Consider the following 26,794-nt stretch of genomic DNA (forward strand, 5'->3'; position numbering starts at 1 on the left):
TGTGGCATTTAAACTAAAAATGCCAGTCATGATTGACTGGCATTAGCATTTTTTGCAATTGAAATTACATTATCTCAGATAAGCGAGAACCGTTTCTGTTGAACTGGTGGGATCAACAGACATCATTACACTTAATGATGTAATGGCAATGATAGAAAATATAAATAATTTTCTTGCCCACACTTTATCATTGGTTGCTTTATAACCAGATAATGCCATGCCCAACCACCAGATACTGACTGCAGAGGCAACAATCAGGTATTTATACCCTGCATATCCCACTAAAGTTAGCATCAGCGTTGCAATCATAAAGGCCAGAATATAGAGAATAATATGGCGCTTAGCGACTGAGATCCCTTTAATAACAGGTAATACGGGGATATTGGCTGCTTGGTAGTCTTTAAAACGGAAAATCGCAATGGCATAAGAGTGAGGCATTTGCCACAAACTAAAGATAAGTAATAAAATTGCTGCACCCGCATCAAATTCACCGCTAACAGCACAGTAGCCGATAACCGGTGGTGCAGAGCCTGATAAACTACCGATCAGTGTGCCATAAACAGATTTACGTTTCATATAGAGGCTATAAACCCCAACATAAATAATAAAGCCGAATACAGCGATAAACATTGCAAGTGGGTTGGCTGCTACATAGAGCAGCACAACACCTGCAATACCTAATACTGAGGCATAAATAAGGCTAATTTGCGGGTCGATTAATCCTTGAACTAATGGACGATTCTTCGTTCTTTCCATGATACGGTCAATATCACGGTCAATATAGTTGTTAAAAACACAACCAGAAGCAACGACCAGAGACACCCCAAGTAGAGTCGCGAAAAATAGGGGGTAGTCAATCTCGCCTTTTGAGGCGAGAAGGAAACCACCTATCACAGAAATTAAATTTCCGAAAATAATTCCTGGTTTGGTGACTTGTAGGTATTGCTTAATCATAGCGACAACTCTTAATCCATCATCATATTGATGTTCAGGTTGTACATAATCCACAGTGAGCCAATCACAACAATGCCGATAATCAACAAGGTGAATAGGAATGCGATAACGTTCCAGCGCTCTTCTGAGGACGTGTTCATATGTAAGAAACAGACTAAATGAACAACAATCTGTACGACGGCCATACCAACGACTGTCCATAAGATAGTTGAGGTTGTAGCTGTTCCTTCCATCACCATCCAAAATGGGATCACGGTGAGGATAACGGACAGAATAAAGCCAATCAGATAGGACTTCATGCTGCCGTGGCTTGCGCCTGAAGGAGAAGTATTTGGATGACTCATTACATCGCTCCCATCAGATAAACTACGGTGAACACACAGATCCAGACAACATCAAGGAAGTGCCAGAACAGGCTTAAGCAACTTAAACGGGTGCGATTAACATCAGTTAAACCACGGCGTGATACTTGGATCATCATAATAATAATCCAAACTAATCCCGCTGTTACGTGCAGACCGTGTGTTGATACTAAGGCAAAGAATGCCGATAAGAATGCACTGCGATCTGGGCCATAACCTTCAGCGATAAGTTCATGGAACTCATACACTTCCATTACCACGAAGCCTAAACCGAATAAGAAGGTAACGAATAGCCACAGATTGACTTGGCTAACACTACCTTTATTCATGCTAAGCATGGCGAAACCAAAAGTGATACTACTAAACAGTAGTAAGAAGGTTTCAACTAAAACAAAAGGCAGGCTAAAGATTTCTTTACCAGAAGGACCATCAGCAATCCCGTTAACAAGCACCGCATAAGTGGCGAATAAGCTGGCAAACAGGATAAGGTCGCTCATTAGATAGATCCAGAAGCCGAAAACTTTCGTCGCTCCTGCATCGTGGTGCCCATGATGCTCATGGGCGTTTGCGTTATTTAAAGTTTGAGTTGACATTATTTCACACCTGCTTTTTTCAGTTCTTCATAATGCTTATTCTCGATAGTTTCAATTTCAGGTACTTGGACATAGTAATCAACATCTGTATCGAAGCTTTTCGCGATCCAAGTGACTATCATTCCTGCGAAACCAACAATCGCTAACCACCAGATATGCCAGATCATGGCAAAGCCAAACACTAAGCTAAATGCAGAGATAATGACGCCTGCTGCGGTATTTTTTGGCATATGGATAGGTTCATATTTTGCAGGGCGCTGATAAGCAGTACCTTTTTCTTTCTGATCCCACCACTCATCACGAGCTTTCACTTGCGGTTCAACGGCAAAGTTATAGAAAGGTGCAGGAGAAGAAATTGACCATTCCAGAGTACGTCCACCCCATGGATCACCTGTTAAATCACGGTTTAAGTGGCGGTCGCGGATACTGACGTAAATTTGGATAACTTGGCAAACAATACCAAGAGCAATCAGAGCGGCACCACCAGCAGCAACCATCAGCATTGGGTGGAATTCTGGGTTGATATTTTGGCTTAAACGGCGAGTCATACCCATAAAGCCAAGGATATACAGTGGCATAAAGGCCATAAAGAAACCGATAAACCAGAACCAGAATGCGCGGATACCCCATTTTTCATTAAGCGTGAAGCCAAATGCTTTAGGGAACCAGTAAGTCATACCAGCAAAACAACCGAACACCACACCACCGATAATGACGTTGTGGAAGTGAGCGATTAAGAACAAGCTGTTATGTAATACAAAGTTTGCGCCAGGAACCGCTAATAGTACCCCAGTCATTCCCCCTACTGAGAAGGTGACTAAGAAACCGATTGTCCATAGCATAGGGCTTTTATACTCGATACGGCCCTGATACATGGTAAACAGCCAGTTAAAGATTTTAACCCCTGTGGGTATAGCGATGATCATGGTGGCTATACCGAAGAAGGCATTAACGTTGGCACCTGAGCCCATGGTAAAGAAGTGGTGTAACCAAACGATAAATGATAAGACGGTGATAACAACGGTCGCACCGACTAAAGAGGTATAACCGAATAGACGTTTTTTAGAGAACGTCGCGGTAACTTCAGAGAACACACCAAAGACTGGCAGAATAAGAATATAAACTTCTGGATGACCCCAAGCCCAAACAAGGTTGATGTACATCATCATGTTACCGCCCATATCATTGGTAAAGAAGTGTGTACCAAGATAGCGGTCTAACGTCAGTAGTGTGATAGTGACAGTTAAAATTGGGAATGCAGCGATAATCAGTACGTTAGTACATAATGCAGCCCATGAGAACACTGGCATTTTCATCATTGTCATGCCTGGTGCACGCATACGCAGGATAGTGGCGAAGAAGTTAACCCCCGTCAGAAGCGTACCAATACCGGATATCTGTAAACTCCATATCCAATAGTCGACCCCGACCCCAGGATTGTACTCCAAGCCCGAAAGTGGTGGGTAAGCTAACCAACCTGTTTGTGCGAATTCACCAATACCTAAAGAGATATTGATAAGCAGTACACCGACGACAAAGAACCAGAAACTCAGTGAGTTTAGGAATGGGAATGCCACATCACGCGCACCAATTTGTAAAGGTACAACAAGGTTCATCAGACCGACAACGAAAGGTGTTGCCATGAAGAAAATCATGATAACGCCGTGTGCGGTAAAAATCTGATCGTAGTGATGAGGTGGTAAGAAACCGGCTTCACCCGCTGAGGCGAGTGCCTGTTGGCTTCTCATCATAATGGCATCGGCAAAGCCACGGAACATCATGACCATTGCAACGATGATATACATAATACCAATTTTTTTATGGTCAACACTGGTTAACCATTCGCTCCATAGCCATTTCCACTTACGGAAATAGGTTAAAGCGCCAACAACAGCAAGACCGCCAAGAATGATGCCGATTAGGGTTACGACAACAATGGGTTCTTGTAGCGGGATTGCATCGAGAGTTAATTTTCCGAACATGCCTTTATTCCTCTGCTCCTGCATGTGCCGCGTGGCTCATGTTCATATTCATTGTTGCATCAGAGTGTTCAGTCTGATTGCTACCGGTGTGAGCGCCATGACCTGTATGACCAAATTTAGAGATGGTCTCTTGGAATAACATCGGCTTCACGCTTGAATAGTAGGTCACTGGATTTTTCTGGCTTGGTTTAGCAAGTTCATCAAATGCAGCGGTGGTATTTAACGTATCTGATGACTGTTTTACTTTTGCAACCCATGCATCAAAGCCTGCACGATCAGGTGTCGCAATGGCGGTAAACTTCATGTCAGAGAAACCGTGTCCGCTATAACTTGCTGACATACCTTGGTATTCACCTGGTTCATTAGCAATTAAGTGAAGTTTGGTTTGCATTCCAGCCATGGCATAGATTTGTCCACCTAAGCGCGGGATAAAGAATGAGTTCATGACAGAATCAGAGGTAATTTTGAAATTAACAGGAACATTGGTTGGGAAAGCCAGTTCGTTAACGGTTGCAATACCTTGTTCTGGATAGATAAACAACCATTTCCAGTCCATTGAAACCACTTCAATGGTAACCGGTTTCTCATCTGAAACTAGTGGTTTATAGGGATCAAGTTCATGGGTTGTTTTCCATGTGATGGTTGCCAATATCACGATAATGATAATCGGCACGGTCCACACGACAAGCTCAATTTTATTTGAGTGAGCCCAATTAGGGCGATAAGTTGCTTTAGTATTGGATTCACGGTAGCGATAAGCGAAAACAATCACCATCAGAATTACCGGTATCACAACAATCAACATTAAACCAAGCGCAATGAGGATTAATGTTTTTTGCTCAGCGCCGATAGCGCCTTTGGGATTCATTAACGCCATATCGCAACCACTTAAAAGAACAGCGGCTGCTAATAGCGAGAGTGTCCCAATACTTTTTATGTATTTCATAAGTCTCATCCAACGACCCAAATGATAAAGGTTCTATTGTTGTTTCATCAGTATCAGTAAGGACATTTTACGGTAAGGTTGCGACAGTGTAAACAATTGTAATGGTAAGTAAGTGATTGGTTAGTCTTTTGTGTTAATGTGATCACAAGTAATTAAACTATTAAATAAATGTTAATTTAATTATTGTGAATTAACTATAATTTCATAAAGTAGCATGTTTTTAAAATAAATACATATTTTTACAAAAAAAATTACAGCAAAAAGTGTAAGAAAATGTTTTTTGTCTAAAAAGTAAACACAATACAGGTCTGAGGAGTATTAGAAAGCAAATTTCGTTTTATCTTGATGTTTCGTATCTTTATTTAATCGCTATATGATTTTTTATATCGCAGATTGATTGTTTGTTGAATATTTCTATTATAGAAGAAATTTTTTTATTAACTGCTAAAAATGACAAACAGCGAATAAAAAGTGATTCGCTGCCACAAAAATTAACAATTAGCCATCAGAAGTTATATTTTAAGCTATAGATCACACCATCTTGTAAAAAGTTTTCTCCTAACTTTTTATAAGCATAGCGGTATTGAATGCCTGTAGTAATGGAAGCCGTGGGGTGCCACCAAATAGCGACAGCTCCATTAAAGCCATTTTTTCCGCCATTGCCATAACGTTTATTACGATCAAACTCCATCTCATGCCAATTTGTGATGCTAAATTTTTGATTTACCAGGTTAAAATCGTAACCGGCAACCCAACCAACCACATAGCCATTATTTCCTGAATAATAAGTTTGATCGACATAATGTAAAGCTATAAAAGGTTTAAACCAGATATCTGCTAATTGTGTGTTATACCCAATACCATAAAGTGTATTAACCTCATGGAAATTACCGCCATATTCTTTTCCGGGCAGTGACCAAGTACCATATACATGGCCATAAAGGTTTAATCCACTGTCAGCTAAATAAATACGACTAGTTCCTTTGACGGTATAGCGCTGATTATCGCCGGGCTGTGTTTGTCGATTATTAAAAGGATTTTCTAAGTCAAAAAAGCCATAAAACTCACCCCATGAAAAGTGGGCTCCCCCTTCAAGTTCTAAATAAGCAAAATCATCTTTATGGGAAGTTTGGCCTGTTTTATGGGTGGTATGTGTCGTCCAGTCAAGATAATTGATACTGATATTAGCAAATCCACCGAGATAATTAGCCTGTGCAGGTAAAGTGCATGTTGTTGTAATAAACAATAAAATTGATTTTCTTATCATAATGTATAATTAGTTTTTCTGTTGTATTGTTTGTGGTGTGAATTATTCTCACTGTTTGTTTTGATACTATAATTTATAAAGTGTTTTTTTATAGTGTTTTGTATCTAAAATATGATCACATTCTAGAATATTGATCTGGGTTTTCTTTATCGGAAGTTTAGTATTGATTAGTTTGTTTTTATTATTTTGGTATGTTAATGAAAAGAATATAGAGTGAGAGAAGAAGAATAATGATGGCAATAAGTTTTAATTAACAGAAATGACGAAGATGAGGTGAAATATCTCACGACACCGTAAAAAAGGGATAGTATCATGACAGATAACTGTTTTTTTCTTATTAATTCGGAATTTTATTGTGACCTCATTTGCTGATCTTCATGCACTTCCTGCTGAGCAACTTACTAATCTTAATGAGCTTGGCTATTTAACGATGACTCCCGTCCAAGAAGCGTCTTTACCTGCTATTCTTGCCGGGAAAGATGTTCGAGCCCAAGCAAAAACCGGAAGTGGCAAAACAGCAGCTTTTGGCTTAGGTTTATTGCAACGTATTGATGCAAAACAATTTAATACTCAATCATTAGTATTATGTCCAACACGAGAATTAGCTGACCAAGTCGCTAATGAGTTACGTCGACTGGCTCGTTTTCTGCCTAACATGAAAATTCTGACTCTGTGTGGTGGGGTGCCTTTTAGCATTCAACGGGATTCATTAATTCATGCTGCTCATATTATTGTCGCGACTCCGGGGCGTTTGTTAGATCATTTAAACAAGCAGACTGTCACACTTGCTGATGTAAAAACATTAGTACTTGATGAAGCAGATAGAATGCTGGATATGGGATTTTTTGATGATATTAGCGACATCATTTCTAAAATGTCGACACAACGTCAAACTTTGCTCTTTTCTGCAACTTGGCCGGATGAAATCGCTAAAATTAGTCGAAAAATTCAACAAGATCCTGTCACTATTGAGATTAATTCACCGGATGAATTGCCAGCGGTTGAACAACAATTTTATGAGATCTCCCGTTATGGTAAATTGGGATTATTACAAAAGCTTTTGAGTCATCATCAACCTAATTCTTGTGTGGTATTTTGTAATACCAAAAGAGATTGCCAAGATGTGTATGAAGCTTTGACCGAAAGCAACCAAAGTGTCCTTGCGTTACATGGCGATATGGAGCAAAAAGAGCGCGACCAAACATTGATCCGTTTTGCTAATGGTAGCTGTCGAGTGTTAGTCGCCACAGATGTCGCTGCGCGAGGCTTAGATATCAAAGCGCTAGAAATGGTGATTAATTATGAATTATCACACGATCCGGAAGTTCATATACATCGAATTGGACGAACAGCCAGAGCGGGAGAAAGTGGTTTAGCGATTAGTTTTTGCGCACCAGAAGAGATCCCTCGCGCCAATGCTCTGGAAGAAATGTTGAATATAAAACTGGATTGGCAATCAGCCCCTTCAGGTTTATCAATCACACCATTGGTTGCGACAATGGCAACACTATGTATTGATGGCGGTAAAAAAGCAAAAATGCGTCCAGGGGACATCCTTGGTGCATTAACTGGAGATTTAGGGTTTAGTGGAGAAGATATTGGTAAGATAAATATCCATCCAACTCATGCCTATGTAGCGGTAAAACAGTCCATTGCTAAACAGGTATGGAAAAGCCTTCAACAAGGTAAAATTAAAGGTAAATCAGTAAAAGTCAGACTGTTTAGATAATTTGTTATATCACCTATCATTTTCTGTTTGAGCATAAAGAGATAACATAGAAAAAGGACAGCCTAGGCTGTCCTTGAATAGATAATAGATTGAGGCAACTTAATTAGCCGTTTTTTTCAGTGCCAAGTAATCTAAAATAGTCCCGATAATTAAGCTAACGGCGCCAATAATGACACCATATAAGAAGAGTGTAGAAGTAAGCTCGCTTAATAATTCACTATTAATAGATTGTATAAAATCAACTGACTGAAACATCTCTAAATTTGGTAACGAATTAATAATAAGTAATATTAAGCTACACAAAAATAGTAATACGGCAAAGAGTAAACCATAAATCGCTAAACGGTATTGTTTAATAAATAATGTTCGTTGTAAAAATTCGCCAGTTTTTTGCGTATAAGTGAGTGTATTTTTAGCGATCATCAGCAAAAGAATACCGGGAACAGAGGCAACAATAGAGAACAGATAGAACGCTTCCCAGCCATGGGATTCTACATACCAGCCTGCAACAGGACCGACATAGACTCGGCCGATAGCCGCTAAGGCGGAAAGAAGGGCAAATTGTGTTGCTGAAAAAGATTGATGGCATAGTGTCATTAGTAGAGCAACGAAAGCCGCCGTTCCCATACCACCACAAATATTTTCGAAAGCGATTACCGCTCCCATGCTATAAATATTTTGCTCAGAGATAGCTAAATACCAATAGCCGATATTTGACCCCCCTTGCAAAATACCAAAGATCATCAGCGCTTTGAATAAAGTCCAACGGCGCATTAATAAACCGCCTAATAAGGCTCCGACAATGGTTGCTGCCAATCCAAGCGTTTTATTGACTAATCCCACTTCACCTGCATCAAATCCGGCGCCACGAATAAGGAATGTGGTACTTAAGCTTAACGCAAAGGCATCGCCCATTTTGTATAGCACAATAAGTAGTAAAATTAACCATGCATTATTACGAGAGAAAAACTCATATAAAGGCTCTATAACGGCTTCATAGAGTGTACGTGGAGGTTTGACGGCGGTTTCTGGCTCCTGAGCTAATAGCGTGGCGATAATACCAATACCCATTAAGGCAGCCATTAGCCAGTACATGTTTTGCCAGCCAATATATTTATCTGCAAGCCATAGCGCCATGCCCCCAGAAACCAGCATCGCTATTCGATAGCCCAGCACAGAGACTGCTGCACCTGTGCCTCGTTCATCGGCTTTTAAGATATCGGTTTTATAGGCATCAAAGACGATGTCTTGTGAGGCAGAACAGAAAGCGACGATGACGGCTAACGAGGCTAACCACCATAAATGATGGCTAGGGTTTAAAAAGCCCATACCCGCAATACCTAACACAAGACCGATTTGTGTTAATAACATCCATCCTCGGCGGCGGCCTAAGAATGAAGGTGTATAGCGATCCATAAACGGCGACCAGAGGAATTTAAACACGTAAGCTTGGCCAACCAATGAGAAAAAACCAATCGTTTTTAAATCGATATTTTCTACTGTCATCCATGCTTGTAAGGTTCCTGCTGTTAATGCAAGGGGTAAGCCCGAAGTGAAACCAAGTAACAGTAAAATAAAAGATTTATACCAAGTGGTCTGTTTAAAGGCGGCTTGAAGCATGCAAAATTCCTTTTAACGGCTTGTTTCTTGCTATCTTTACAAGCCGTTTTTTTATTAATTAACGAGCGTTAGATTTGATGTATTGGCTGACGGAAGGATCTTTTGCCATATCACTGACAAGCTCAGATAAAACATTATTAATCGCTGCTGCTATTTTATCATTGGATGCGCCAAATGGGCCTTGTACATTGTAGCTAGTACGATAGGTTTTGGTGTTTGTACTGCCATTAGGCATGCTGACAACAACGGAAATATCTGCTTTAGCACTAATATTATGGCGTAGACTTCCTTCACTAATATCTGCGTTCAGTTTATTTATCACCACAATTACGTCAGCTGCGGCTGGAGAGCCAAAAGTATAGCCACGTGCCATCATCTGTTTTTGAACGATTTCTTGCATTAGAAAAGCTAAATCACGTGTAGGTACTAAAACCTCTAACTTACCATTACGACTCATTTCCGCTAAGTTTTTCGAAGGTCGTTTATCTTGGCTGGTGATACTAAGTGTAATTGGGCGCATAGTTGGATCTGATGGTGGTACAGACATCACTGGCTCAATCGATAATTTATTGCTTGGTGTTGCACATCCTGCTAGCAGTGTCAGCGCAAACACGGCACAAAGTAAATTTTTTATCATGATAGTGTCTCGATTAAGTAATTCTGCCGTTTTCTCAGCAGATAAGGGTGGCTATTTTGCCTATCATACCACTGCAAAAGCGTAGCTAATATCCCTTTAATGAACGAAATTATCTGATTTTTATCAATGCGTTTTATTGCGATAAGAACAGATTTATAACTCACTCCATTTCTCTTGTTAAGGTGAGCATTTTACTCAAGAGAAAAAATAAGCGATTATCATAGGTAATGTTTAAGACAAGAAAGCCATTTATCTGTATTACGAAAAGTTATTTATTCACTTAACTAACAGATAACTTCTTTTTTTGATTGTTATGTTATAAGGACTGAGATGATCCGTGATGATATTGAGAATAAGCTGATTTCACGCTTTTCTCCCCATTTTTTGCAAGTCATTAACGAAAGCCATCGTCATAATGTACCTGCAGGCTCGGAGAGCCATTTTAAAGTCGTTATTGTGAGTGACTTATTTAATGATAAACGCAGTGTGTCACGTCATCGTGATGTTTATCAAACGTTATCTCATGAATTAGATAATGGCGTTCATGCTTTAGCTCTGCACACTTTTACCTTGAGCGAGTGGGATGAACAACAAGATAAAGCATTACACTCTCCAGGATGTCGTGGTGGAAGCCAGCAAGATTAATAAGAAGATTGTTAATCGTGAGTAAATGATGACTAAGATGCGTATTTTTTGTTCTTTATGGGGCTAAAAAGCAGTGTTAACCTTGTTTTTATGAAAAAATTGAGGAATAAAACGGCTCTTTCTCGACTCAACCCCTCTAGATCGTTATAATGTCGCGTCTAATTTTCAGTAAGGTTTCGGGATGCTTCTGATATCAGGGATCCTCGTTTTTTTAAATGTGGCGGCCCCGGTTCTGAAAGGAGTATTAAGTCTAATACTACTTGCCGTAGATTAGCTTCCTTTAAAGTAGACCGAGCACTAAAACTTATTTTGAGGTAACAAGATGCAAGTTTCTGTTGAAACGACTCAAGGCCTAGGGCGTCGTGTCACAATCACCGTACCAGCCGCTGATATCCAAAAAGCTGTAGACAGCGAACTGAAAAAAGCTGCTAAAACTGTTCGCATTGATGGTTTCCGTAAAGGACACGTACCAATGTCTATGGTTAAACAACGTTACGGTATGTCTGTTCTGAATGATGTTCTGGGTGATCTGATGCAGCGTAATTTCATCAACGCTATCATCGAAAACAAAGTTAACCCAGTAGGTGCACCTGATTACAAACCAGAGCAATACAAAGAAGGTGAAGACTTTGTATACTCTGTAGAATTCGAAGTTTTCCCAGAAATCGAACTGAAAGATCTGGAAAGCATTGAAGTGGTAAAACCTATCGTGACAGTTAAAGACGAAGACGTTGATAACATGTTAGAAACTCTGCGTAAACAACAAGCCGAGTGGAAAGATAAAGAAGGTGAAGTTGCGGCAGAAGATCGTGTAACTGTTGATTTTAATGGTTCTATTGACGGTGAAGAATTTGAAGGCGGAAAAGCTGAAGATTTCGTACTGGCAATGGGTCAAGGCCGTATGATCCCAGGTTTTGAAGAAGGTCTTATCGGTCATAAAGCAGGTGAAGAATTCACTATCGATGTGACTTTCCCAGAAGATTACCACGCTGAAAACCTAAAAGGTAAAAAAGCACAATTTGCTATCAACCTGAAAAAAGTGGAAGAGCGTGAACTGCCAGAATTAACTGAAGAGTTCATCAAACGCTTCGGTATTGCAGATGGTTCAGTTGATGGTTTACGTGCCGAAGTACGTAAAAACATGGAACGTGAGCTGAAAAATGCGATCCGTACACGTGTTAAATCACAAGTTATCGATGGCTTAGTGAAAGCTAACGAAGTTGACGTACCTGCGGCTGCAGTAGATAGCGAAATTGAAGTTCTGCAACGTCAAGCAGCACAACGTTTCGGTGGTGATGAAAAACAAGCTCTGCAATTACCACGTGAATTGTTCGAAGAACAAGCAAAACGTCGTGTTATCGTTGGATTACTGTTAGGTGAAGTGATCAATAGTAATGAACTGAAAGCAGAAGACGAGCGTGTGAAAGCGTTGATCGACGAAATGGCTTCAGCTTATGAAGATCCGTCAGAAGTTGTTGAGTTCTACAATAAGAACGAACAACTGATGAATAACATCCGTAATTTAGCATTAGAAGAGCAAGCGGTAGAAAAAATCTTAGCAACTGCTAAAGTAACGGAAAAAGAAACTAACTTCACTGAACTAATGAACGAAGTTCAGATGGGTTAATTTTTAACCGCGATATCGGTTTTAAGCAAAAACCCGTGGTAAAAACCACGGGTTTTTTTCAGTTTGTGTATATTTATCAAATTTTGTCTTGAAATTTGAGCGATTATCTCCAGATAATTCTATAGTCATTTTATCACTCCTCGCGAGGCGCCTTGAATGTCTTGTGAGAGATTGGATCATTTGCAATGGTCATGATCAATTATCTCAAGTAAAATTGTTGTCATTGGCACCAATAAGAATGCAATAGGAGACAGATATGTCATTTAACGACACCCAGGAACAATTCGCACCTAATATGGCTTTGGTGCCGATGGTTATAGAGCAGACTTCACGAGGTGAGCGCTCTTACGATATTTATTCACGTTTATTAAAAGAACGTATCATTTTCCTGACTGGCCAAGTTGAAGATCATATGGCCAATCTCATTGTTGCTCAGATGTTGTTTTTAGAAGCTGAGAACCCAGAAAAAGATATTAACCTGTACATTAATTCACCGGGTGGTGTGATCACAGCAGGTATGTCGATTTATGACACAATGCAATATATCAAAGCGGATGTTAGCACTATTTGTATGGGACAAGCTTGTTCAATGGGTGCATTTTTATTATCTGCAGGTGCAAAAGGTAAACGTATTTGTCTACCTAACTCACGTGTCATGATCCACCAACCTTTAGGTGGATACCAAGGCCAAGCGACAGATATTCAAATCCACGCTCAAGAAATTTTGAAAGTGAAATCGCGTATGAATGAGTTAATGGCTCAACATACGGGGAAATCTATTGAAGAAATAGAAAGAGATACTGAGCGTGATCGTTTCTTATCCGCTAACGAAGCGTTAGAATATGGTTTAGTTGATAAAGTTTATACACAACGCAGCTAGTCATATTCCGTTGTAATAGCTATGGAGTTAACAGGTTTTCTTTGTTATAGATTGATATAAAGAAAGCTGCTATTAATCTCTAGATAAAAAAGTCTTTCTTCCTCTTATTCGCTGATAAGAGGAATAACTAAGTGAGGTTAACTGATGACAGATAAGCGCAAAGATAGCTCTGGGAAGCTTCTGTATTGCTCTTTCTGCGGTAAAAGCCAGCATGAAGTAAAGAAATTAATCGCTGGCCCGTCGGTTTATATTTGTGATGAATGTGTCGACCTTTGTGTTGATATTATTCGTGAAGAAATAAAAGATTTAGCACCTCATCATGAACGCAGTGAATTGCCAACGCCACATGAAATCCGTAAACATCTTGATGATTATGTTATCGGTCAGGAGCTGGCGAAAAAAGTATTGGCAGTTGCCGTTTATAATCACTATAAACGTCTGCGTAATGGCGATAAAGCCGATGGTGTTGAGCTAGGGAAAAGTAATATCCTGCTGATTGGCCCGACAGGTAGTGGTAAAACATTATTAGCAGAAACGTTAGCACGTTATCTTGATGTACCTTTTACCATGGCCGATGCGACAACGCTAACAGAAGCGGGCTATGTAGGGGAAGATGTTGAAAACATCATTCAAAAACTACTACAAAAATGCGATTACGATGTGCAAAAAGCACAACGTGGTATTGTTTATATTGATGAAATTGACAAAATCACTCGTAAATCTGAAAACCCATCAATTACACGTGATGTTTCTGGCGAAGGTGTACAGCAAGCATTATTGAAATTAGTTGAAGGGACAGTAGCTTCTGTACCTCCTCAAGGCGGGCGTAAACATCCACAGCAAGAATTCTTACAAGTAGATACTTCGAAGATCCTCTTTATTTGTGGTGGTGCTTTTGCCGGACTGGATAAAGTAGTTGCGCAACGTCTAAATACCCATTCAGGTATTGGTTTTGGTGCAGAAGTGAAAAGCCAAAATGAGAAAGCGAGTGAAGGGGAGTTATTAGCGCAAGTTGAACCAGAAGATCTGATTAAATTTGGTCTGATCCCTGAATTTATTGGTCGTTTACCTGTTGTTGCAACATTAGGTGAGCTCAATGAAGATGCGTTAATTCAAATTCTGCAAGAGCCTAAAAATGCCCTGACTAAACAGTATCAAGCATTGTTTAAATTAGAAGGTGTAGATTTAGAGTTCCGTAAAGATGCGTTAACCGCGATTGCTAAAAAAGCGATGTCGCGTAAAACAGGGGCGCGTGGTTTACGTTCCATTGTAGAAGCTGCATTACTTGATACAATGTACGATCTTCCTTCATTTGAAAATGCGGAGAAAGTGGTCATTGATGAAAATGTAATCAATGGGAAATCTGAACCGCTGATTATATATAGTCAACCTGAAAATCAGGCATCGGGTGAATAATATAGCGAAAATCAGCAATACCTCTTGTCTGATATTATCTATTTTCTCCCTTTTAGGGCAAAAAAATAGGATAACGCGTGCCAACGCAATAAAAATGAGGGAATTTTCCCTCATTTTGTTTTTTTAATAGGGAATGCTATTGAATGTCGGAAAACTGCCCTTATATATTTTGACAATCCGTAGAATTAATTTTATTTGGTGAGATGCGAATAAAATTACCTGTAAAAGCGTTAAGCTAAAAACGAAGAGAGAGCTCTATGAATCCTGAGCGTCCAGAACGTATTGAAATACCTGTATTGCCATTACGTGATGTCGTTGTATATCCACATATGGTGATCCCGTTGTTTGTTGGTCGTGAAAAATCTATTCATTGCTTAGAAGCTGCGATGAACGACAACAAACAAATTATGCTGGTTGCGCAGAAAGATGCATCTACTGACGAACCAGGTGTTAATGATCTTTTTTCTGTGGGGACAGTGGCTTCTGTTTTACAGATGCTGAAACTGCCTGACGGAACCGTAAAAGTGCTTGTTGAAGGTATTCGCCGCGCAAAAATTACCACATTATCTGATAATGGTGAGTATTTCCAAGCTAAAGCGGAATATCTAGACACGCCCGTTGTTGATGAGCGTGAACAAGAGGTACTAAATCGCACGGCGATCAATCAGTTTGAAGGTTATATCAAGCTGAATAAAAAAATTCCGCCAGAGGTATTAGCCTCATTGCATGCGATTGAAGAATCTGCGAAGTTAGCTGATACCATTGCTTCGCATATGCCTTTGAAATTAAAAGATAAGCAAGCTGTGCTTGAAATGTCTGATGTAACAGAACGCCTAGAGTATTTAATGGCGATGATGGAATCAGAAATTGATCTGCTACAAGTTGAAAAACGCATTCGTAACCGCGTTAAAAAGCAGATGGAAAAAAGCCAGCGTGAGTACTACCTCAATGAGCAGATGAAAGCGATCCAAAAAGAATTAGGTGAGATGGATGATGCACCTGATGAAATGGAGTCGTTAAAACGCAAAATTGAAGCGGCGAAAATGCCCAAAGAGGCGAGAGAAAAGACAGAAGCTGAACTTCAGAAATTAAAAATGATGTCGCCAATGTCTGCTGAGGCAACAGTAGTCCGTAGCTATATTGATTGGATGGTACAAGTTCCTTGGAATAGCCGTAGCAAAGTGAAAAAAGACTTAGTGAAAGCGCAGGAAGTACTTGATACGGATCATTATGGCTTAGAACGTGTGAAAGAGCGTATTCTTGAATATCTCGCGGTTCAGTCTCGTGTCAGCAAAATTAAAGGGCCAATCCTGTGTTTAGTAGGGCCTCCTGGGGTAGGTAAAACATCACTAGGTCAATCTATCGCGAAAGCGACAGGGCGTAAATATGTGCGTATGGCATTAGGTGGGGTGCGTGATGAAGCTGAAATCCGTGGTCACCGTCGTACTTACATTGGATCGATGCCTGGTAAGTTAATCCAAAAAATGGCCAAAGTTGGTGTTAAAAACCCGCTATTTTTATTAGATGAAATCGACAAGATGTCATCAGATATGCGCGGTGATCCAGCTTCAGCACTGTTAGAGGTGTTAGATCCAGAACAAAATATTGCCTTTAATGACCATTATCTTGAAGTGGACTACGACTTATCCGATGTTATGTTTGTGGCGACATCTAACTCCATGAACATTCCGGCGCCATTACTCGATCGTATGGAAGTGATCCGCTTATCGGGTTATACCGAAGATGAAAAACTCAACATTGCAAAACAGCATCTGTTACCAAAACAGATTGAACGTAATGCACTGAAAGAGAATGAGCTAACAATCCACGACAGCGCGATTATGGGCATTATTCGCTATTATACGCGTGAAGCGGGTGTACGTAGCTTAGAGCGTGAAATTTCTAAATTATGTCGTAAAGCGGTTAAACAACTGCTGATGGATAGTACTATCAAGCATATTGAAATCGATGAAAATAATCTGAAAGATTATTTAGGTGTACGTAAAGTCGATTATGGTCGTGCTGATACAGAAAATCGTATTGGTATGGTAACAGGGCTTGCTTGGACAGAAGTTGGTGGTGACCTACTGACGATTGAAACGGCAAGTGTACCGGGTAAAGGTAAACTGACCTTCACTGGCTCGTTAGGTGAAGTTATGCAAGAGTCGATTCAAGCAGCGATGACTGTGGTTCGTGCTCGAGCTGACAAACTGGGCATTAATGGCGACTTCTATGAAAAACGTGATATTCATGTACACGTACCAGAAGGCGCGACGCCAAAAGATGGTCCAAGTGCGGGTATTGCAATGTGTACCGCGTTGGTTTCCAGTTTAACGGGTAATCCAGTTCGTTCAGATGTTGCAATGACGGGAGAAATTACCTTACGTGGTCAAGTATTGCCAATCGGTGGATTAAAAGAAAAGTTACTTGCGGCACATCGTGGCGGAATTAAGACAGTTCTTATCCCTGATGAAAATAAACGTGATTTAGAAGAAATTCCTGAAAACATTGTTGCTGATCTGGATATTCACCCAGTGAAAACAATTGAGGAAGTTTTAACGTTAGCCCTAGAGAAATCGCCATTTGGCATCGAAGTAGTGACTAACAAATAACACTAAATCGTGATGTGAATCATAATATTTCACTAAAAAAAAGGCTGGATAAGCAATAAAAGCTTGCCAGTCTTTTTTTGTGTCGTTAATTTAATGGGGTTTATTAATTAATAGTCCTGTTTTATCAGTCTTGCTATATATAAAAAGGCTTGATATAACGACGTTTGCAAAATTTGCCATTAATGGTAAAAAATAACGCATAAATTATGGGGATGAAAAGCGTGAATAAAACTCAACTGATCGACAAAATTGCTGCGAATGCAGATATCACTAAAGCGGCAGCGGGTCGTGTTGTAGATGCAATGGTAGCTTCAATCACTGAATCTTTACAAAAAGGTGATGACGTTGCATTAGTGGGCTTCGGTACATTTACCGTACGTGATCGCGCAGCACGTACTGGCCGTAATCCACAAACAGGTAAAGAGATTCAAATTGCTGCTGCCAAAGTGCCTGCATTCCGTGCGGGTAAAGGTCTAAAAGACGCAGTAAATCAATAATTGAGTAAATCGTTTTTCTGCCTAATGTGTTATTGGGTTGACGTTATGGATAAACAGAAAACGAATCGATTAAGAAATAAAGCGCATCTTTAAAGGATGCGCTTTTCTTTTTTACCACAGAAAAGGGGATTAAACCGAGTATTCTCTGGTGATAAGACGTGAAACTAAAGTAGTCATTTGATAGAATAGCGCGTTGTTCTATAACTGAAATAGACAACATGAAAGCATCTCATGGTTAGCTAAAGACTTAACTGACCAATGAGTCAATTAGAGCTGTTTATTTTGTATCTGTAAGATGTGTGTTAAGACTCAAATTTTATACGGGATTGGCTATTTCTAAGGATTGTCGCGTGTTGCGACATTTTGATATTAAGCCAGCGATGAGCATGTTAAATTAGCTGTGCTCAAAATAGTCGTGTAACACCAATAAAAAATAATTTTTTCACCAAACGGAGCCTAGTCTCGTTATGATGGACAACATTCGTTCAACTGCTAATAATCCTTTTATTAAGATACTATTAGCTGTGATCATCCTCTCTTTCGTCCTAACTGGTGTGGGCGGATATCTCTTTAGTTCTGGTGTTAATGATGCCGCTGAAGTTAACGGTTATAAAATAAGTCGTGCTCAGTTAGAGCAAGCTTATCAACAACGCCGAGCACAACTACAAAAAGATATGGGTGACAATTTTGCTTCCCTCGCATCATCAGATGAGGGACAAAAAATGATCCGCCAACAAGCATTGAATGTGCTGATTAACCAAGCTTTGCTGGATCAATTTGCTCAAGAGTTAGGTATTTCTGCTGGTGACCAGCAAATCAGAGACGCGATTTTTGCGCTACCTTATTTCCAAACTGATGGTAAATTTGATAACAAAAAATACGTTGAGTTATTAACGGCGAATAATATTGACGCTGATGCCTTTGCTGAAGGAATTCGTCAAAATTTGATTAATCAACAATTACGTTATTCTATTCAAGGCACTGACTTTGCTTTAGAGAGTGAAGTTAAAGACTTTGCCGGCTTAATGCTGCAAAGCCGTAATGTGCGTCTCGCTTCATTAGATATTCAGCCATTCCTTGAAAAAGAGACGGTATCAGATGAAGAATTAAAAGCCTTTTATGACCAAAATACCTCTATGTTTATCGCTCCAGCACAAGTTAAAGTGAGCTATATTCAGTTAGAAGCCCAAAAAGATTTAAGCAACATCACTATTTCAGATGATGAAGTTAAAGCTTATTACGATAGTAATATCAGTGAATTTACTGTCCCCGGACAAAAAAAATACAGTCTACTTGTCTTAGCAGATGAAACCGCTGCGAAAGAAGCTGAAGATGCGTTGAAAAATGGCGCTGACTTTGTCACCTTAGTAAAAGAAAAATCCATTGATACTTTTTCTGCTAAACAAGATGGTTCATTAGGCTGGATCACTATTGGTCAAGAGCTACCAGAATTAGCAAATGCGAGTTTGACTGAGAAGGGGCAAATTTCACAGCCAGTTAAAATCAGCAACGGTTATGCTATTTTCCGTCTTGATGATATTAAACCTTCGGTGGTAAAACCTTTTGATGACATTAAAGCTGACTTATTAGTAAAAATGCGTGAAAACAAAGCCATTGATGATTTCTTCGCATTGCAGCAAAAAGTGAGTCAAGCCGCTTCAAATGATAACGACACGCTAGCGACAGCAGCAAAAGCAGGGAACGTCACTGTAATCAATACAGATTGGTTTGATGAAAACAATGTACCAGCAGCCTTGAATAACGAAAAGTTAACACAGCTTATCTTTGGTGGTTCACTGGTTGATGACAATGGCCCTACAGGCATGAACTCAGATATGGTTACCCTTGGTAATGATAGTGCTTATATTGTTCGTGTCGAAGGATATAAACCTGCATCAAGCCAACCATTAGATAAAGTACGTGACAAGGTTATTACACTGGTCAAACAGCAAAAAGCTTCTCAAGCGATGAATGCGCAAGCTCAGAAACTCCTTGCAGCCTTAAAAGAAGGTAAAGGAGAGGCGGCATTGAAAGAAGCAAATATCTCGTTTGGTGAGGTAGAAAGCGTGGTTCATTCATCAGCCACAGATCCGATACAAAGTGCTATTTTTGCTATGCCAAAACCAGCAGAAGGTAAAAAAGAGTACGGTATGTCTAATGTACCGGGTTCAAAAGTGGTCTTAATCCAACTAGATAGTGTCACTGATGGTAAGCCAACGGCAGAACAGCTTGAATTTATGACTAATCTCTATCGCGCCCAAATGGGAGAAGAAGCTTTACAACTTATGCTCAGCGATTTAAGAGAAAAAGCAAAAATCGAGATTTTTGATAAAGATTATCAATAAACTATCTTAGATTGATTGAATAAAAACCCAGTTTCGACTGGGTTTTTTTATGGCTAAAATTATATTCAAGATTAGAAATTGCGAGCAGTCACGTCATTTTTTGTAACGCTATTTTTTTATTCAATTTATTTTTCTTACTCTCTCGTAATTCATATGGTTGCTAATTGCTGAATTATTTAAGGCTTGGCATTATTTGATGGCATTCAGTAATCGCTGTTTGCTGTTGAATATACAGTTATTTTTACAAAAAGGAGATGATTAAAATGGATAAAAAAACACTATCAGCATTTATGGCATCAATATGTTTAACATTAGGTTTAGGGTTATCACCACTCTCTTATGCCGATGATATATCGCCTTCAACATCAACCATGTTGATTGAAAAAGGGGATCAAAAAGAGAGTGCTGTCAGTGAGGTAAACGCTAGTGCACAAGGAAAGTTGGATATTAATAGTGCAACACTTGATGAATTAATGACGCTAAAAGGGATCGGAAAAGCAAAAGCGCAAGCCATTATCGATTATCGAGAAAAAGTGGGGCGTTTTGCTTCTTTTGATGATCTCGCCAAGGTCTTTGGTATTGGTATGAAGCTTATTGAACAAAATAAAGATCTAATTATTATCAACTAATTACTCGATAATACTGTACCCCTTTTTTGTGATCAAAAAGGGGTACAGAATTGCCTTTATATAATATTAATAATCAGATGGTATTTTAATTTGGGTAATAAATAATCGGATGAAATATACCCTATTTGATATTTTTGACTATATTTAAGATATTACATAGAAATTTCTCTTAGCTAAAGTTTGTTAGGGATATCAAGAGGTAATAAAGTCATATGAGTACATTAATTAAAGTTTATGGATTCCATTTAGATGTTTTTGAGCATGTGAATAATGCGCGTTACCTTGAATTTTTAGAACAAGCAAGATGGGATTGGATTGAACAACACTTAGATCTCGCTTGGTTTAAACGGCATGGTCTAGCACTCGTTGTCGCGAATATTAATATCAACTATCGTTTGCCTGCTAATTTAGGCGATGAACTAATCATTAGTTGTGATATTGCAGAAGTCGGTATTAAAAGTGGCGTGTTGTCTCAAAAAATAGTGAGAAAACAAGATGGTGCATTGATTTCAGATGCATTAGTGACTTTTGTACTCGTTGATATCAATACTAAAAAAGCATTAACACTTACAGATCAGTTACGAGAAAAATTGGAGTATGTACGCCAGTCTGCTGATTAGCATTGATGTTATCCAGTTAACCGTCTAATTCTATCGGTGATCGTAACATATTAGCGGCAGGATATACTGTACTTACCTGTGTAAGGGAGGGAGTAGTCAACCCACTCGCTGAAGCAGGAATCCACCGAGGCGAGTCAGACTGTGGTCTGAACCGCTGTAGGGAGCCACGTCCTTTAGGGCATGGAGGAGGTCAATTGGTTTTGGTATAGAATAATTCCCCGCTCTGTTGTTTTCAGGGCGGAGAAAATCACAGGGGAAAACTGGGTAAAACAACTGGTTAATTAGTTATCACGGCTTCGACGACTTTATTAGCAACCAAACAGGTCACGAATTAAAAATAACTGCTACGCGTGTAAACGCACAGAAAACAAAGCTAACACATTTTTGACAGATTATTTAAGGCCAACTTTATTTTTCATGGCGTCCATGACGGCATTTTTGTCTTGTAAATAGCCATGAAGTCCACGCTCTCTTAAATGGCAAGCTGCACATTGACCACAACCATCACCTTGAATACCGTTATAACAAGTTAAGGTGTTGTGGCGTACAAAATCTAAATTACCGTAATAGTCAGCGAGTGCCCAAGTTTGCGCTTTATCTAACCACATCAACGGAGTGATAAACTGAATATCACGAGCAATACCTAAATTTACCGCATGATTTAGAGCCTTAACAAACTCATCGCGACAATCTGGATAACCTGAGAAATCAGTTTCACATACGCCGGTAATAACGCTTTCAGCACCAATCTGATAAGCATAAATGGAGGCTAATGTAAGAAATAAAATATTTCTACCAGGTACAAAGGTACTAGGAATATCGCTTTGTTCACTCTGTTTAAAATCAGGCACAGGAATATTGTCACGTGTTAAGCTACTGATAGCGAGTTCATTGAGTAAACTGACATCCAAAACTTTATGTGCGGTTGCACCTAATAATTGACTGACTCTTTGTGCTACCTCAATTTCTTCTTTATGACGTTGTCCATAATTAAATGTAATACAATGAACTTCATCATACTGCTCTAGTGCTTGGATTAGGCAGGTTGTCGAATCTTGTCCACCACTAAAGACAACGACCGTTTTTTTCATCAGAATACTCCTGAATATTGATATTTTTTAAGGATTAATACGCATAATATTGCAGATATTATGACAAGTTATCACCAAATTATCAGTAAGAGATTATTCTTATAGCAGGGGTAGATTATTACTATTTTTTGTAGGGGCATATGTTAAAGGAGTATTTATGTTAGATAAGATTGACCGAAAACTATTAACGCTATTACAGGAAGATTCAAGCCTCTCACTGAATACTTTGGCAGAGGCGGTTAACCTAACCTCAACACCTTGCTGGAAACGATTGAAAAGACTCGAGGATGAAGGGTATATTCGTAAACGTGTTGCATTACTCGACAGTGAAAAAATTGGGCTTGGCTTAACAGTTATTGTTATGATAAGAACACAGCAACATAATAGCGAGTGGTATGAACAATTTGTATCATTCGTTAAGCAAATGCCAGAAGTACTGACATTCTATCGAATGGCGGGTGAGTGTGATTATCTAATGCATGTTGAAGTTGTAGACATGAAAAGTTATGACCAATTTTACAAACGCATGGTTAACGGCGTTCCTGGGCTTATTGACGTAACTTCTAACTTTGCAATGGAAAAAATTAAATACACAACGGCAATGCCGATACCTGAATAAGATCCCTCTTTACCAACTGGCACTTTTATTTTTTGTACAACCTTAGGATTTAAGGCGTGGCTCTATTTTCACAGCTCAGTTGGTATTTTATCAGCGAATGGCGTCGTTATGTCGGTGCTATTTTCTTATTGATGGTTATCGCCGTTCTACAAGTGATCCCTCCGAAAATCGTCGGGATTATTGTTGATGGTGTTGATAGCCATAGCCTGTCTTTTCAGCAAATTATGGGGTGGATCGGGATCATGGTATTGATCGCCCTTGCTGTCTATTTATTACGTTATATTTGGCGTCTGTGGTTATTTGGTGCTTCTTACCAACTGGCTGTGAAATTACGTATGCAAATCTATCGCCAACTTAGTCTTCAATCATCGGCTTTTTATCAACGCTATCGCACGGGTGATTTAATCGCACGTACCACTAATGATGTTGATAAAGTCGTTTTTGCCGCAGGGGAAGGGGTGTTAACCCTTGTTGACTCTATGGTAATGGGACTTGCGGTGTTAGTGATGATGAGTATTCAGTTAAGTTGGCAATTGACACTTATCTCATTGTTACCTATGCCATTAATGGCGATATTAATTAAACGCTATGGCGATAAACTACATCACCGCTTTAAAAGTGCACAAGCACTATTTTCTTCATTGAATAATCAAGCGCAAGAAAGTTTAAGTAGCATTCGTATGATCAAATCTTTCGGTCTTGAACAGCAACATGCTTCACGTTTTGAAACGGTTGCAAAAGAGACGGGTCGACAAAATATGCGAGTGGCAAAAGTCGATGCATTGTTTGACCCCACGATTTTTATGGCAATTGGTTTTGCTAACTTACTTGCTGTGGCGGGAGGAAGTTATTTTGTTCTCAATGGCACGATGACATTGGGAGAATTAACCAGTTTTGTAATGTATTTAGGGCAAATGATTTGGCCTATGTTAGCGCTGGCATGGATGTTTAATATTGTTGAGCGTGGTAGTGCGGCTTATAGCAGGATCAATGCATTACTCAATGAGCAACCGGCTATGGTTGATGGTCAACTATCACTAATGCATCAAAAAGGAACTTTAGCGGTAGATATTAAAGCGTTTCATTACCCCAAACAGCAAGTTGATGTACTAAAAAACATTCATTTTACACTCTCTCCTGGTGAGATGTTGGGTATTTGCGGTATGACTGGGGCGGGGAAAAGCACTTTGTTAGCGCTGATCCAGCGCTTATATGATGTCAGTGAAGGGGATATTCGTTTTCAATCTGTCCCCCTTTACCAATTAAAATTGGATGAATGGCGGGGAAGACTTGCTGTTGTCAACCAAACACCGTTTCTTTTTTCGGATACGATTGCCGGAAATATAGCCTTAGGACGCCCTGATGCTACCAAAGAAGAGATAGAGGCAGTAGCCAAAATCGCCAATATTCACGATGATATTTTAAATTTACCCGAAGGATATCTGACTCAAGTTGGTGAAAAAGGGGTCATGCTCTCGGGGGGACAAAAGCAACGTATTTCCATTGCTAGAGCTTTACTGTTAGATGCGGAAATCTTGTTATTAGATGATGCGTTATCAGCCGTTGATGGACAAACTGAATACCAGATCTTACAAAATCTGGCTCAATGGCGTAAAGAGAAAACCATTATTATTAGTGCTCACCGTTTATCTGCACTGGTTGATGCAACAAATATATTGGTATTAAAACAAGGCGAAATCATAGAGCAAGGTACTCATCAAACACTTATTGCAGTGCCAGGTTGGTATCAAGATATGTACCATTATCAACAACTCGAGGCCGCATTAGATGACGATAAATAATAATAAATCCATTAAAACGTTATTGCCGGCCTTAAAAAGATTATTAGCTTATGGCAAAACCTATCGCAAACCGATGACATTAGGTGTGGTGATGTTATGGGTGGCAGCGATTGCAGAAGTGGGTGGACCTTTACTTATTAGTTATTTTATTGATGCTAAAGTAGCGACTCATCAAGTTGAATGGCGAGGCGCATTAGGTCTTGCTGCTGCTTTTATTCTATTACAAATTATTGCGGCACTATTGCACTATTACCAAACAATCGTCTTTAATTATGCCGCTGTTGGGGTGGTACAACAGTTACGAGCAGATGTGATGAGTGCTGCGCTAAAACAGCCATTAAGTGCATTTGATAATCAGCCTGTAGGACAGCTGATTTCTCGTGTTACCAATGATACAGAAACTATCAAAGATCTATTTGTTAACGTCTTTCCTGCTCTATTTCGTGCTATAGCATTGGTGGTTGTGATGTTAATCGCTATGTTTCTACTCGAATGGCAAATGGCATTGGTGGCGATGACGATTTTCCCTGCGGTTATTGGTGTGATGATGCTTTATCAACGGCTAAGTACACCTATTGTACGCAATGTGCGTCATTATCTTGCCAATATTAATGATGGCTTTCATGAAGTGATTAATGGTATGTCGGTTATCCAGCAATTTCGTCAACAAGCTCGCTTCGGTAAGAGAATGTCAGATGATAGTTGGCAACATTATCAAGCACGTATGAAAGCACTAAAACTTGACGGGTTATTATTGCGCCCGTTACTCAGTATGCTCTCTGCATTGGTGCTATGTGGCTTATTGATACTGTTTGGATATCAAGGTAGTGCTGTGATTGGTGTTGGAGTAATTTATGCTTTTATCAGCTATTTAGGTCGTCTTAATGAACCTCTTATTACTCTGACGTCTCAACAATCTTTATTACAACAAGCGGTTGTTTCCGGTGAACGAGTCTTTGAGTTAATGGACGCCCCGATGCAGCAATATGGCAATGCAAGCTATACCATTAACCAAGGAGATATAGCCATTAACGGCTTGTGGTTTGCGTATCTAAAACAGCAGTGGGTATTAAAAGAGATTAATCTTGATATACCTGCTCGCCACTTTGTCGCTTTTGTGGGGCATACTGGCAGTGGAAAAAGTACCTTAGCCAGTTTGCTTATGGGAAATTATCCATGGCAGAAAGGACATATCTACTTAGATAACCATCCATTAGAATGCTATTCCCATCAGGCATTAAGAAGCGGTATTGCGATGGTACAGCAAGATCCTGTTTTATTATCAGGTACTTTGCGTGACAATATTACTTTAGGGCGTCACTGCTCTGAAGCTCACTTATGGCAAGTATTAGCAACAGTACAATTAAATAGCTGGGTAAAAACATTACCTGATGGTTTAGAAACCCCCTTAGGTGAACAGGGTAGTCGCTTATCCGCGGGACAAAAACAGTTATTAGCATTAGCTCGAGTATTATTATTTCCACCCCGTATTCTTATCTTAGATGAGGCAACGGCAAATATCGACTCGGGTACAGAGCAAGCTGTTCAAAAAGCCCTTACGGAAATAAGAGAAAAAACCACATTAATTGTTATCGCTCATCGCCTTTCAACCATTATCGATGCTGACGAAATTGTAGTGCTTCATCGTGGTGAGATTGTTGAGCAAGGTAAACATGCACAACTATTGGCACAAAAAGGTCGCTATTACAATATGTACCAATTACAACAAGTTAAAGAGTCATTACAAGTTCAAGAGCCAGCCGTTGTTGAGTGATATAATCTAAATTCCATTCATCCTAACCCAGCCAATGCTGGGTTTTTTATTGCCCCAATTTTTAGCATTGTGGACATGATAAGAGCATTTATTGCACTAAGTTAGTGAGTGATATTTATTTTTTATTTGTTTATCAATGAAATAAGT

Annotated in this window: 22 protein-coding genes; 13 read left to right on the forward strand and 9 right to left on the reverse strand. The window is 39.5% G+C overall.

Annotated elements, in window-relative coordinates; translation table 11 throughout:
* Nucleotides 1–69 precede the first annotated feature (69 nt).
* The 6 genes from cyoE to AACV00_RS04650 form a co-directional block, all read right to left on the reverse strand.
* Entirely contained in the window at nt 70–954 is an 885-nt protein-coding gene (gene cyoE / locus AACV00_RS04625; protein WP_017827760.1) for a heme o synthase, read from the reverse strand.
* Nucleotides 955–965: 11 nt separating this feature from the next.
* Complete coding sequence (locus AACV00_RS04630; protein WP_004245105.1) at nt 966–1,298, reverse strand: cytochrome o ubiquinol oxidase subunit IV; 333 nt, start codon at nt 1,296–1,298, stop codon at nt 966–968.
* Nucleotides 1,298–1,909 carry a cytochrome o ubiquinol oxidase subunit III gene (locus AACV00_RS04635; RefSeq protein ID WP_004245104.1) on the reverse strand — a complete coding sequence of 204 codons (612 nt, stop codon included), beginning with the start codon at nt 1,907–1,909 and terminating at the stop codon, nt 1,298–1,300. The genes AACV00_RS04630 and AACV00_RS04635 overlap by 1 nt, the downstream gene beginning before the upstream one ends.
* Nucleotides 1,909–3,891 carry a cytochrome o ubiquinol oxidase subunit I gene (gene cyoB, locus AACV00_RS04640; RefSeq protein ID WP_012367478.1) on the reverse strand — a complete coding sequence of 661 codons (1,983 nt, stop codon included), beginning with the start codon at nt 3,889–3,891 and terminating at the stop codon, nt 1,909–1,911. Before cyoB ends, AACV00_RS04635 begins: the two co-directional genes overlap by 1 nt.
* 4 nt (nt 3,892–3,895) lie before the next feature.
* Entirely contained in the window at nt 3,896–4,846 is a 951-nt protein-coding gene (gene cyoA / locus AACV00_RS04645; protein ID WP_004245101.1) for a cytochrome o ubiquinol oxidase subunit II, read from the reverse strand.
* 496 nt (nt 4,847–5,342) lie between these two features.
* Nucleotides 5,343–6,104, reverse strand: coding sequence for a nucleoside-specific channel-forming Tsx family protein (locus AACV00_RS04650; RefSeq protein ID WP_004247224.1), 762 nt, complete (start codon nt 6,102–6,104; stop codon nt 5,343–5,345).
* Between the two features lie 355 nt (nt 6,105–6,459).
* Here AACV00_RS04650 and dbpA point away from each other — a divergent pair, with 355 nt between their 5' ends.
* Complete coding sequence (dbpA, locus tag AACV00_RS04655; RefSeq protein ID WP_110706754.1) at nt 6,460–7,833, forward strand: ATP-dependent RNA helicase DbpA; 1,374 nt, start codon at nt 6,460–6,462, stop codon at nt 7,831–7,833.
* Between the two features lie 99 nt (nt 7,834–7,932).
* On the opposite strand, the gene ampG is transcribed toward dbpA, so the two are convergent.
* A complete protein-coding gene (gene ampG / locus AACV00_RS04660) occupies nt 7,933–9,453 on the reverse strand; it encodes a muropeptide MFS transporter AmpG (RefSeq protein ID WP_036919780.1) in 1,521 nt (506 codons plus the stop codon).
* 58 nt (nt 9,454–9,511) lie between these two features.
* Nucleotides 9,512–10,090: a YajG family lipoprotein gene (locus AACV00_RS04665; protein ID WP_004245091.1), complete on the reverse strand. Its 579-nt coding sequence runs from the start codon at nt 10,088–10,090 to the stop codon at nt 9,512–9,514.
* A gap of 330 nt (nt 10,091–10,420) precedes the next feature.
* Between AACV00_RS04665 and bolA the strand changes: the two genes are divergently transcribed.
* The 9 genes from bolA to AACV00_RS04710 all read left to right on the forward strand — a co-directional run bounded on the left by bolA (nt 10,421) and on the right by AACV00_RS04710 (nt 21,361).
* Complete coding sequence (gene bolA, locus AACV00_RS04670; RefSeq protein ID WP_004245090.1) at nt 10,421–10,735, forward strand: transcriptional regulator BolA; 315 nt, start codon at nt 10,421–10,423, stop codon at nt 10,733–10,735.
* A 322-nt stretch (nt 10,736–11,057) separates the two neighbouring features.
* Nucleotides 11,058–12,362 carry a trigger factor gene (gene tig / locus AACV00_RS04675; protein WP_004245089.1) on the forward strand — a complete coding sequence of 435 codons (1,305 nt, stop codon included), beginning with the start codon at nt 11,058–11,060 and terminating at the stop codon, nt 12,360–12,362.
* 256 nt (nt 12,363–12,618) lie between these two features.
* Entirely contained in the window at nt 12,619–13,242 is a 624-nt protein-coding gene (clpP, locus tag AACV00_RS04680) for an ATP-dependent Clp endopeptidase proteolytic subunit ClpP (protein WP_004245088.1), read from the forward strand.
* 144 nt (nt 13,243–13,386) lie between these two features.
* The gene (clpX, locus tag AACV00_RS04685; RefSeq protein WP_161679932.1) at nt 13,387–14,658 is read left to right on the forward strand and encodes an ATP-dependent protease ATP-binding subunit ClpX; all 1,272 of its coding nucleotides are present in this window, start codon (nt 13,387–13,389) and stop codon (nt 14,656–14,658) included.
* A gap of 257 nt (nt 14,659–14,915) precedes the next feature.
* Nucleotides 14,916–17,270, forward strand: a complete 2,355-nt coding sequence (gene lon / locus AACV00_RS04690; protein ID WP_004245086.1) for an endopeptidase La — start codon at nt 14,916–14,918, stop codon at nt 17,268–17,270.
* Nucleotides 17,271–17,491: 221 nt separating this feature from the next.
* Nucleotides 17,492–17,767: a nucleoid-associated protein HU-beta gene (hupB, locus tag AACV00_RS04695; RefSeq protein ID WP_004247229.1), complete on the forward strand. Its 276-nt coding sequence runs from the start codon at nt 17,492–17,494 to the stop codon at nt 17,765–17,767.
* A 467-nt stretch (nt 17,768–18,234) separates the two neighbouring features.
* Nucleotides 18,235–20,112, forward strand: a complete 1,878-nt coding sequence (ppiD, locus tag AACV00_RS04700; RefSeq protein ID WP_161679930.1) for a peptidylprolyl isomerase — start codon at nt 18,235–18,237, stop codon at nt 20,110–20,112.
* A gap of 254 nt (nt 20,113–20,366) precedes the next feature.
* The gene (locus AACV00_RS04705) at nt 20,367–20,741 is read left to right on the forward strand and encodes a ComEA family DNA-binding protein (RefSeq protein ID WP_004245083.1); all 375 of its coding nucleotides are present in this window, start codon (nt 20,367–20,369) and stop codon (nt 20,739–20,741) included.
* 212 nt (nt 20,742–20,953) lie between these two features.
* Nucleotides 20,954–21,361 carry an acyl-CoA thioesterase gene (locus AACV00_RS04710; protein WP_004245082.1) on the forward strand — a complete coding sequence of 136 codons (408 nt, stop codon included), beginning with the start codon at nt 20,954–20,956 and terminating at the stop codon, nt 21,359–21,361.
* Between the two features lie 392 nt (nt 21,362–21,753).
* Here the strand turns inward: AACV00_RS04710 and queC are convergent, their stop codons facing one another.
* On the reverse strand, nt 21,754–22,452 hold the full coding sequence (queC, locus tag AACV00_RS04715; RefSeq protein WP_161679928.1) for a 7-cyano-7-deazaguanine synthase QueC: 699 nt from the start codon (nt 22,450–22,452) through the stop codon (nt 21,754–21,756).
* 157 nt (nt 22,453–22,609) lie between these two features.
* Between queC and AACV00_RS04720 the strand changes: the two genes are divergently transcribed.
* From AACV00_RS04720 to AACV00_RS04730, 3 genes are read left to right on the forward strand one after another with little or no spacing between them, the layout of a single operon-like run.
* The gene (locus tag AACV00_RS04720) at nt 22,610–23,071 is read left to right on the forward strand and encodes an Lrp/AsnC family transcriptional regulator (protein ID WP_004245080.1); all 462 of its coding nucleotides are present in this window, start codon (nt 22,610–22,612) and stop codon (nt 23,069–23,071) included.
* A 56-nt stretch (nt 23,072–23,127) separates the two neighbouring features.
* Complete coding sequence (locus AACV00_RS04725) at nt 23,128–24,873, forward strand: SmdA family multidrug ABC transporter permease/ATP-binding protein (RefSeq protein WP_012367481.1); 1,746 nt, start codon at nt 23,128–23,130, stop codon at nt 24,871–24,873.
* Nucleotides 24,860–26,647 carry a SmdB family multidrug efflux ABC transporter permease/ATP-binding protein gene (locus tag AACV00_RS04730; RefSeq protein WP_017628273.1) on the forward strand — a complete coding sequence of 596 codons (1,788 nt, stop codon included), beginning with the start codon at nt 24,860–24,862 and terminating at the stop codon, nt 26,645–26,647. The genes AACV00_RS04725 and AACV00_RS04730 overlap by 14 nt, the downstream gene beginning before the upstream one ends.
* Nucleotides 26,648–26,794 lie beyond the last annotated feature (147 nt).

It is taken from the genome of Proteus sp. G3927 (genome assembly GCF_963894685.1).
Lineage (GTDB): Bacteria > Pseudomonadota > Gammaproteobacteria > Enterobacterales > Enterobacteriaceae > Proteus > Proteus mirabilis.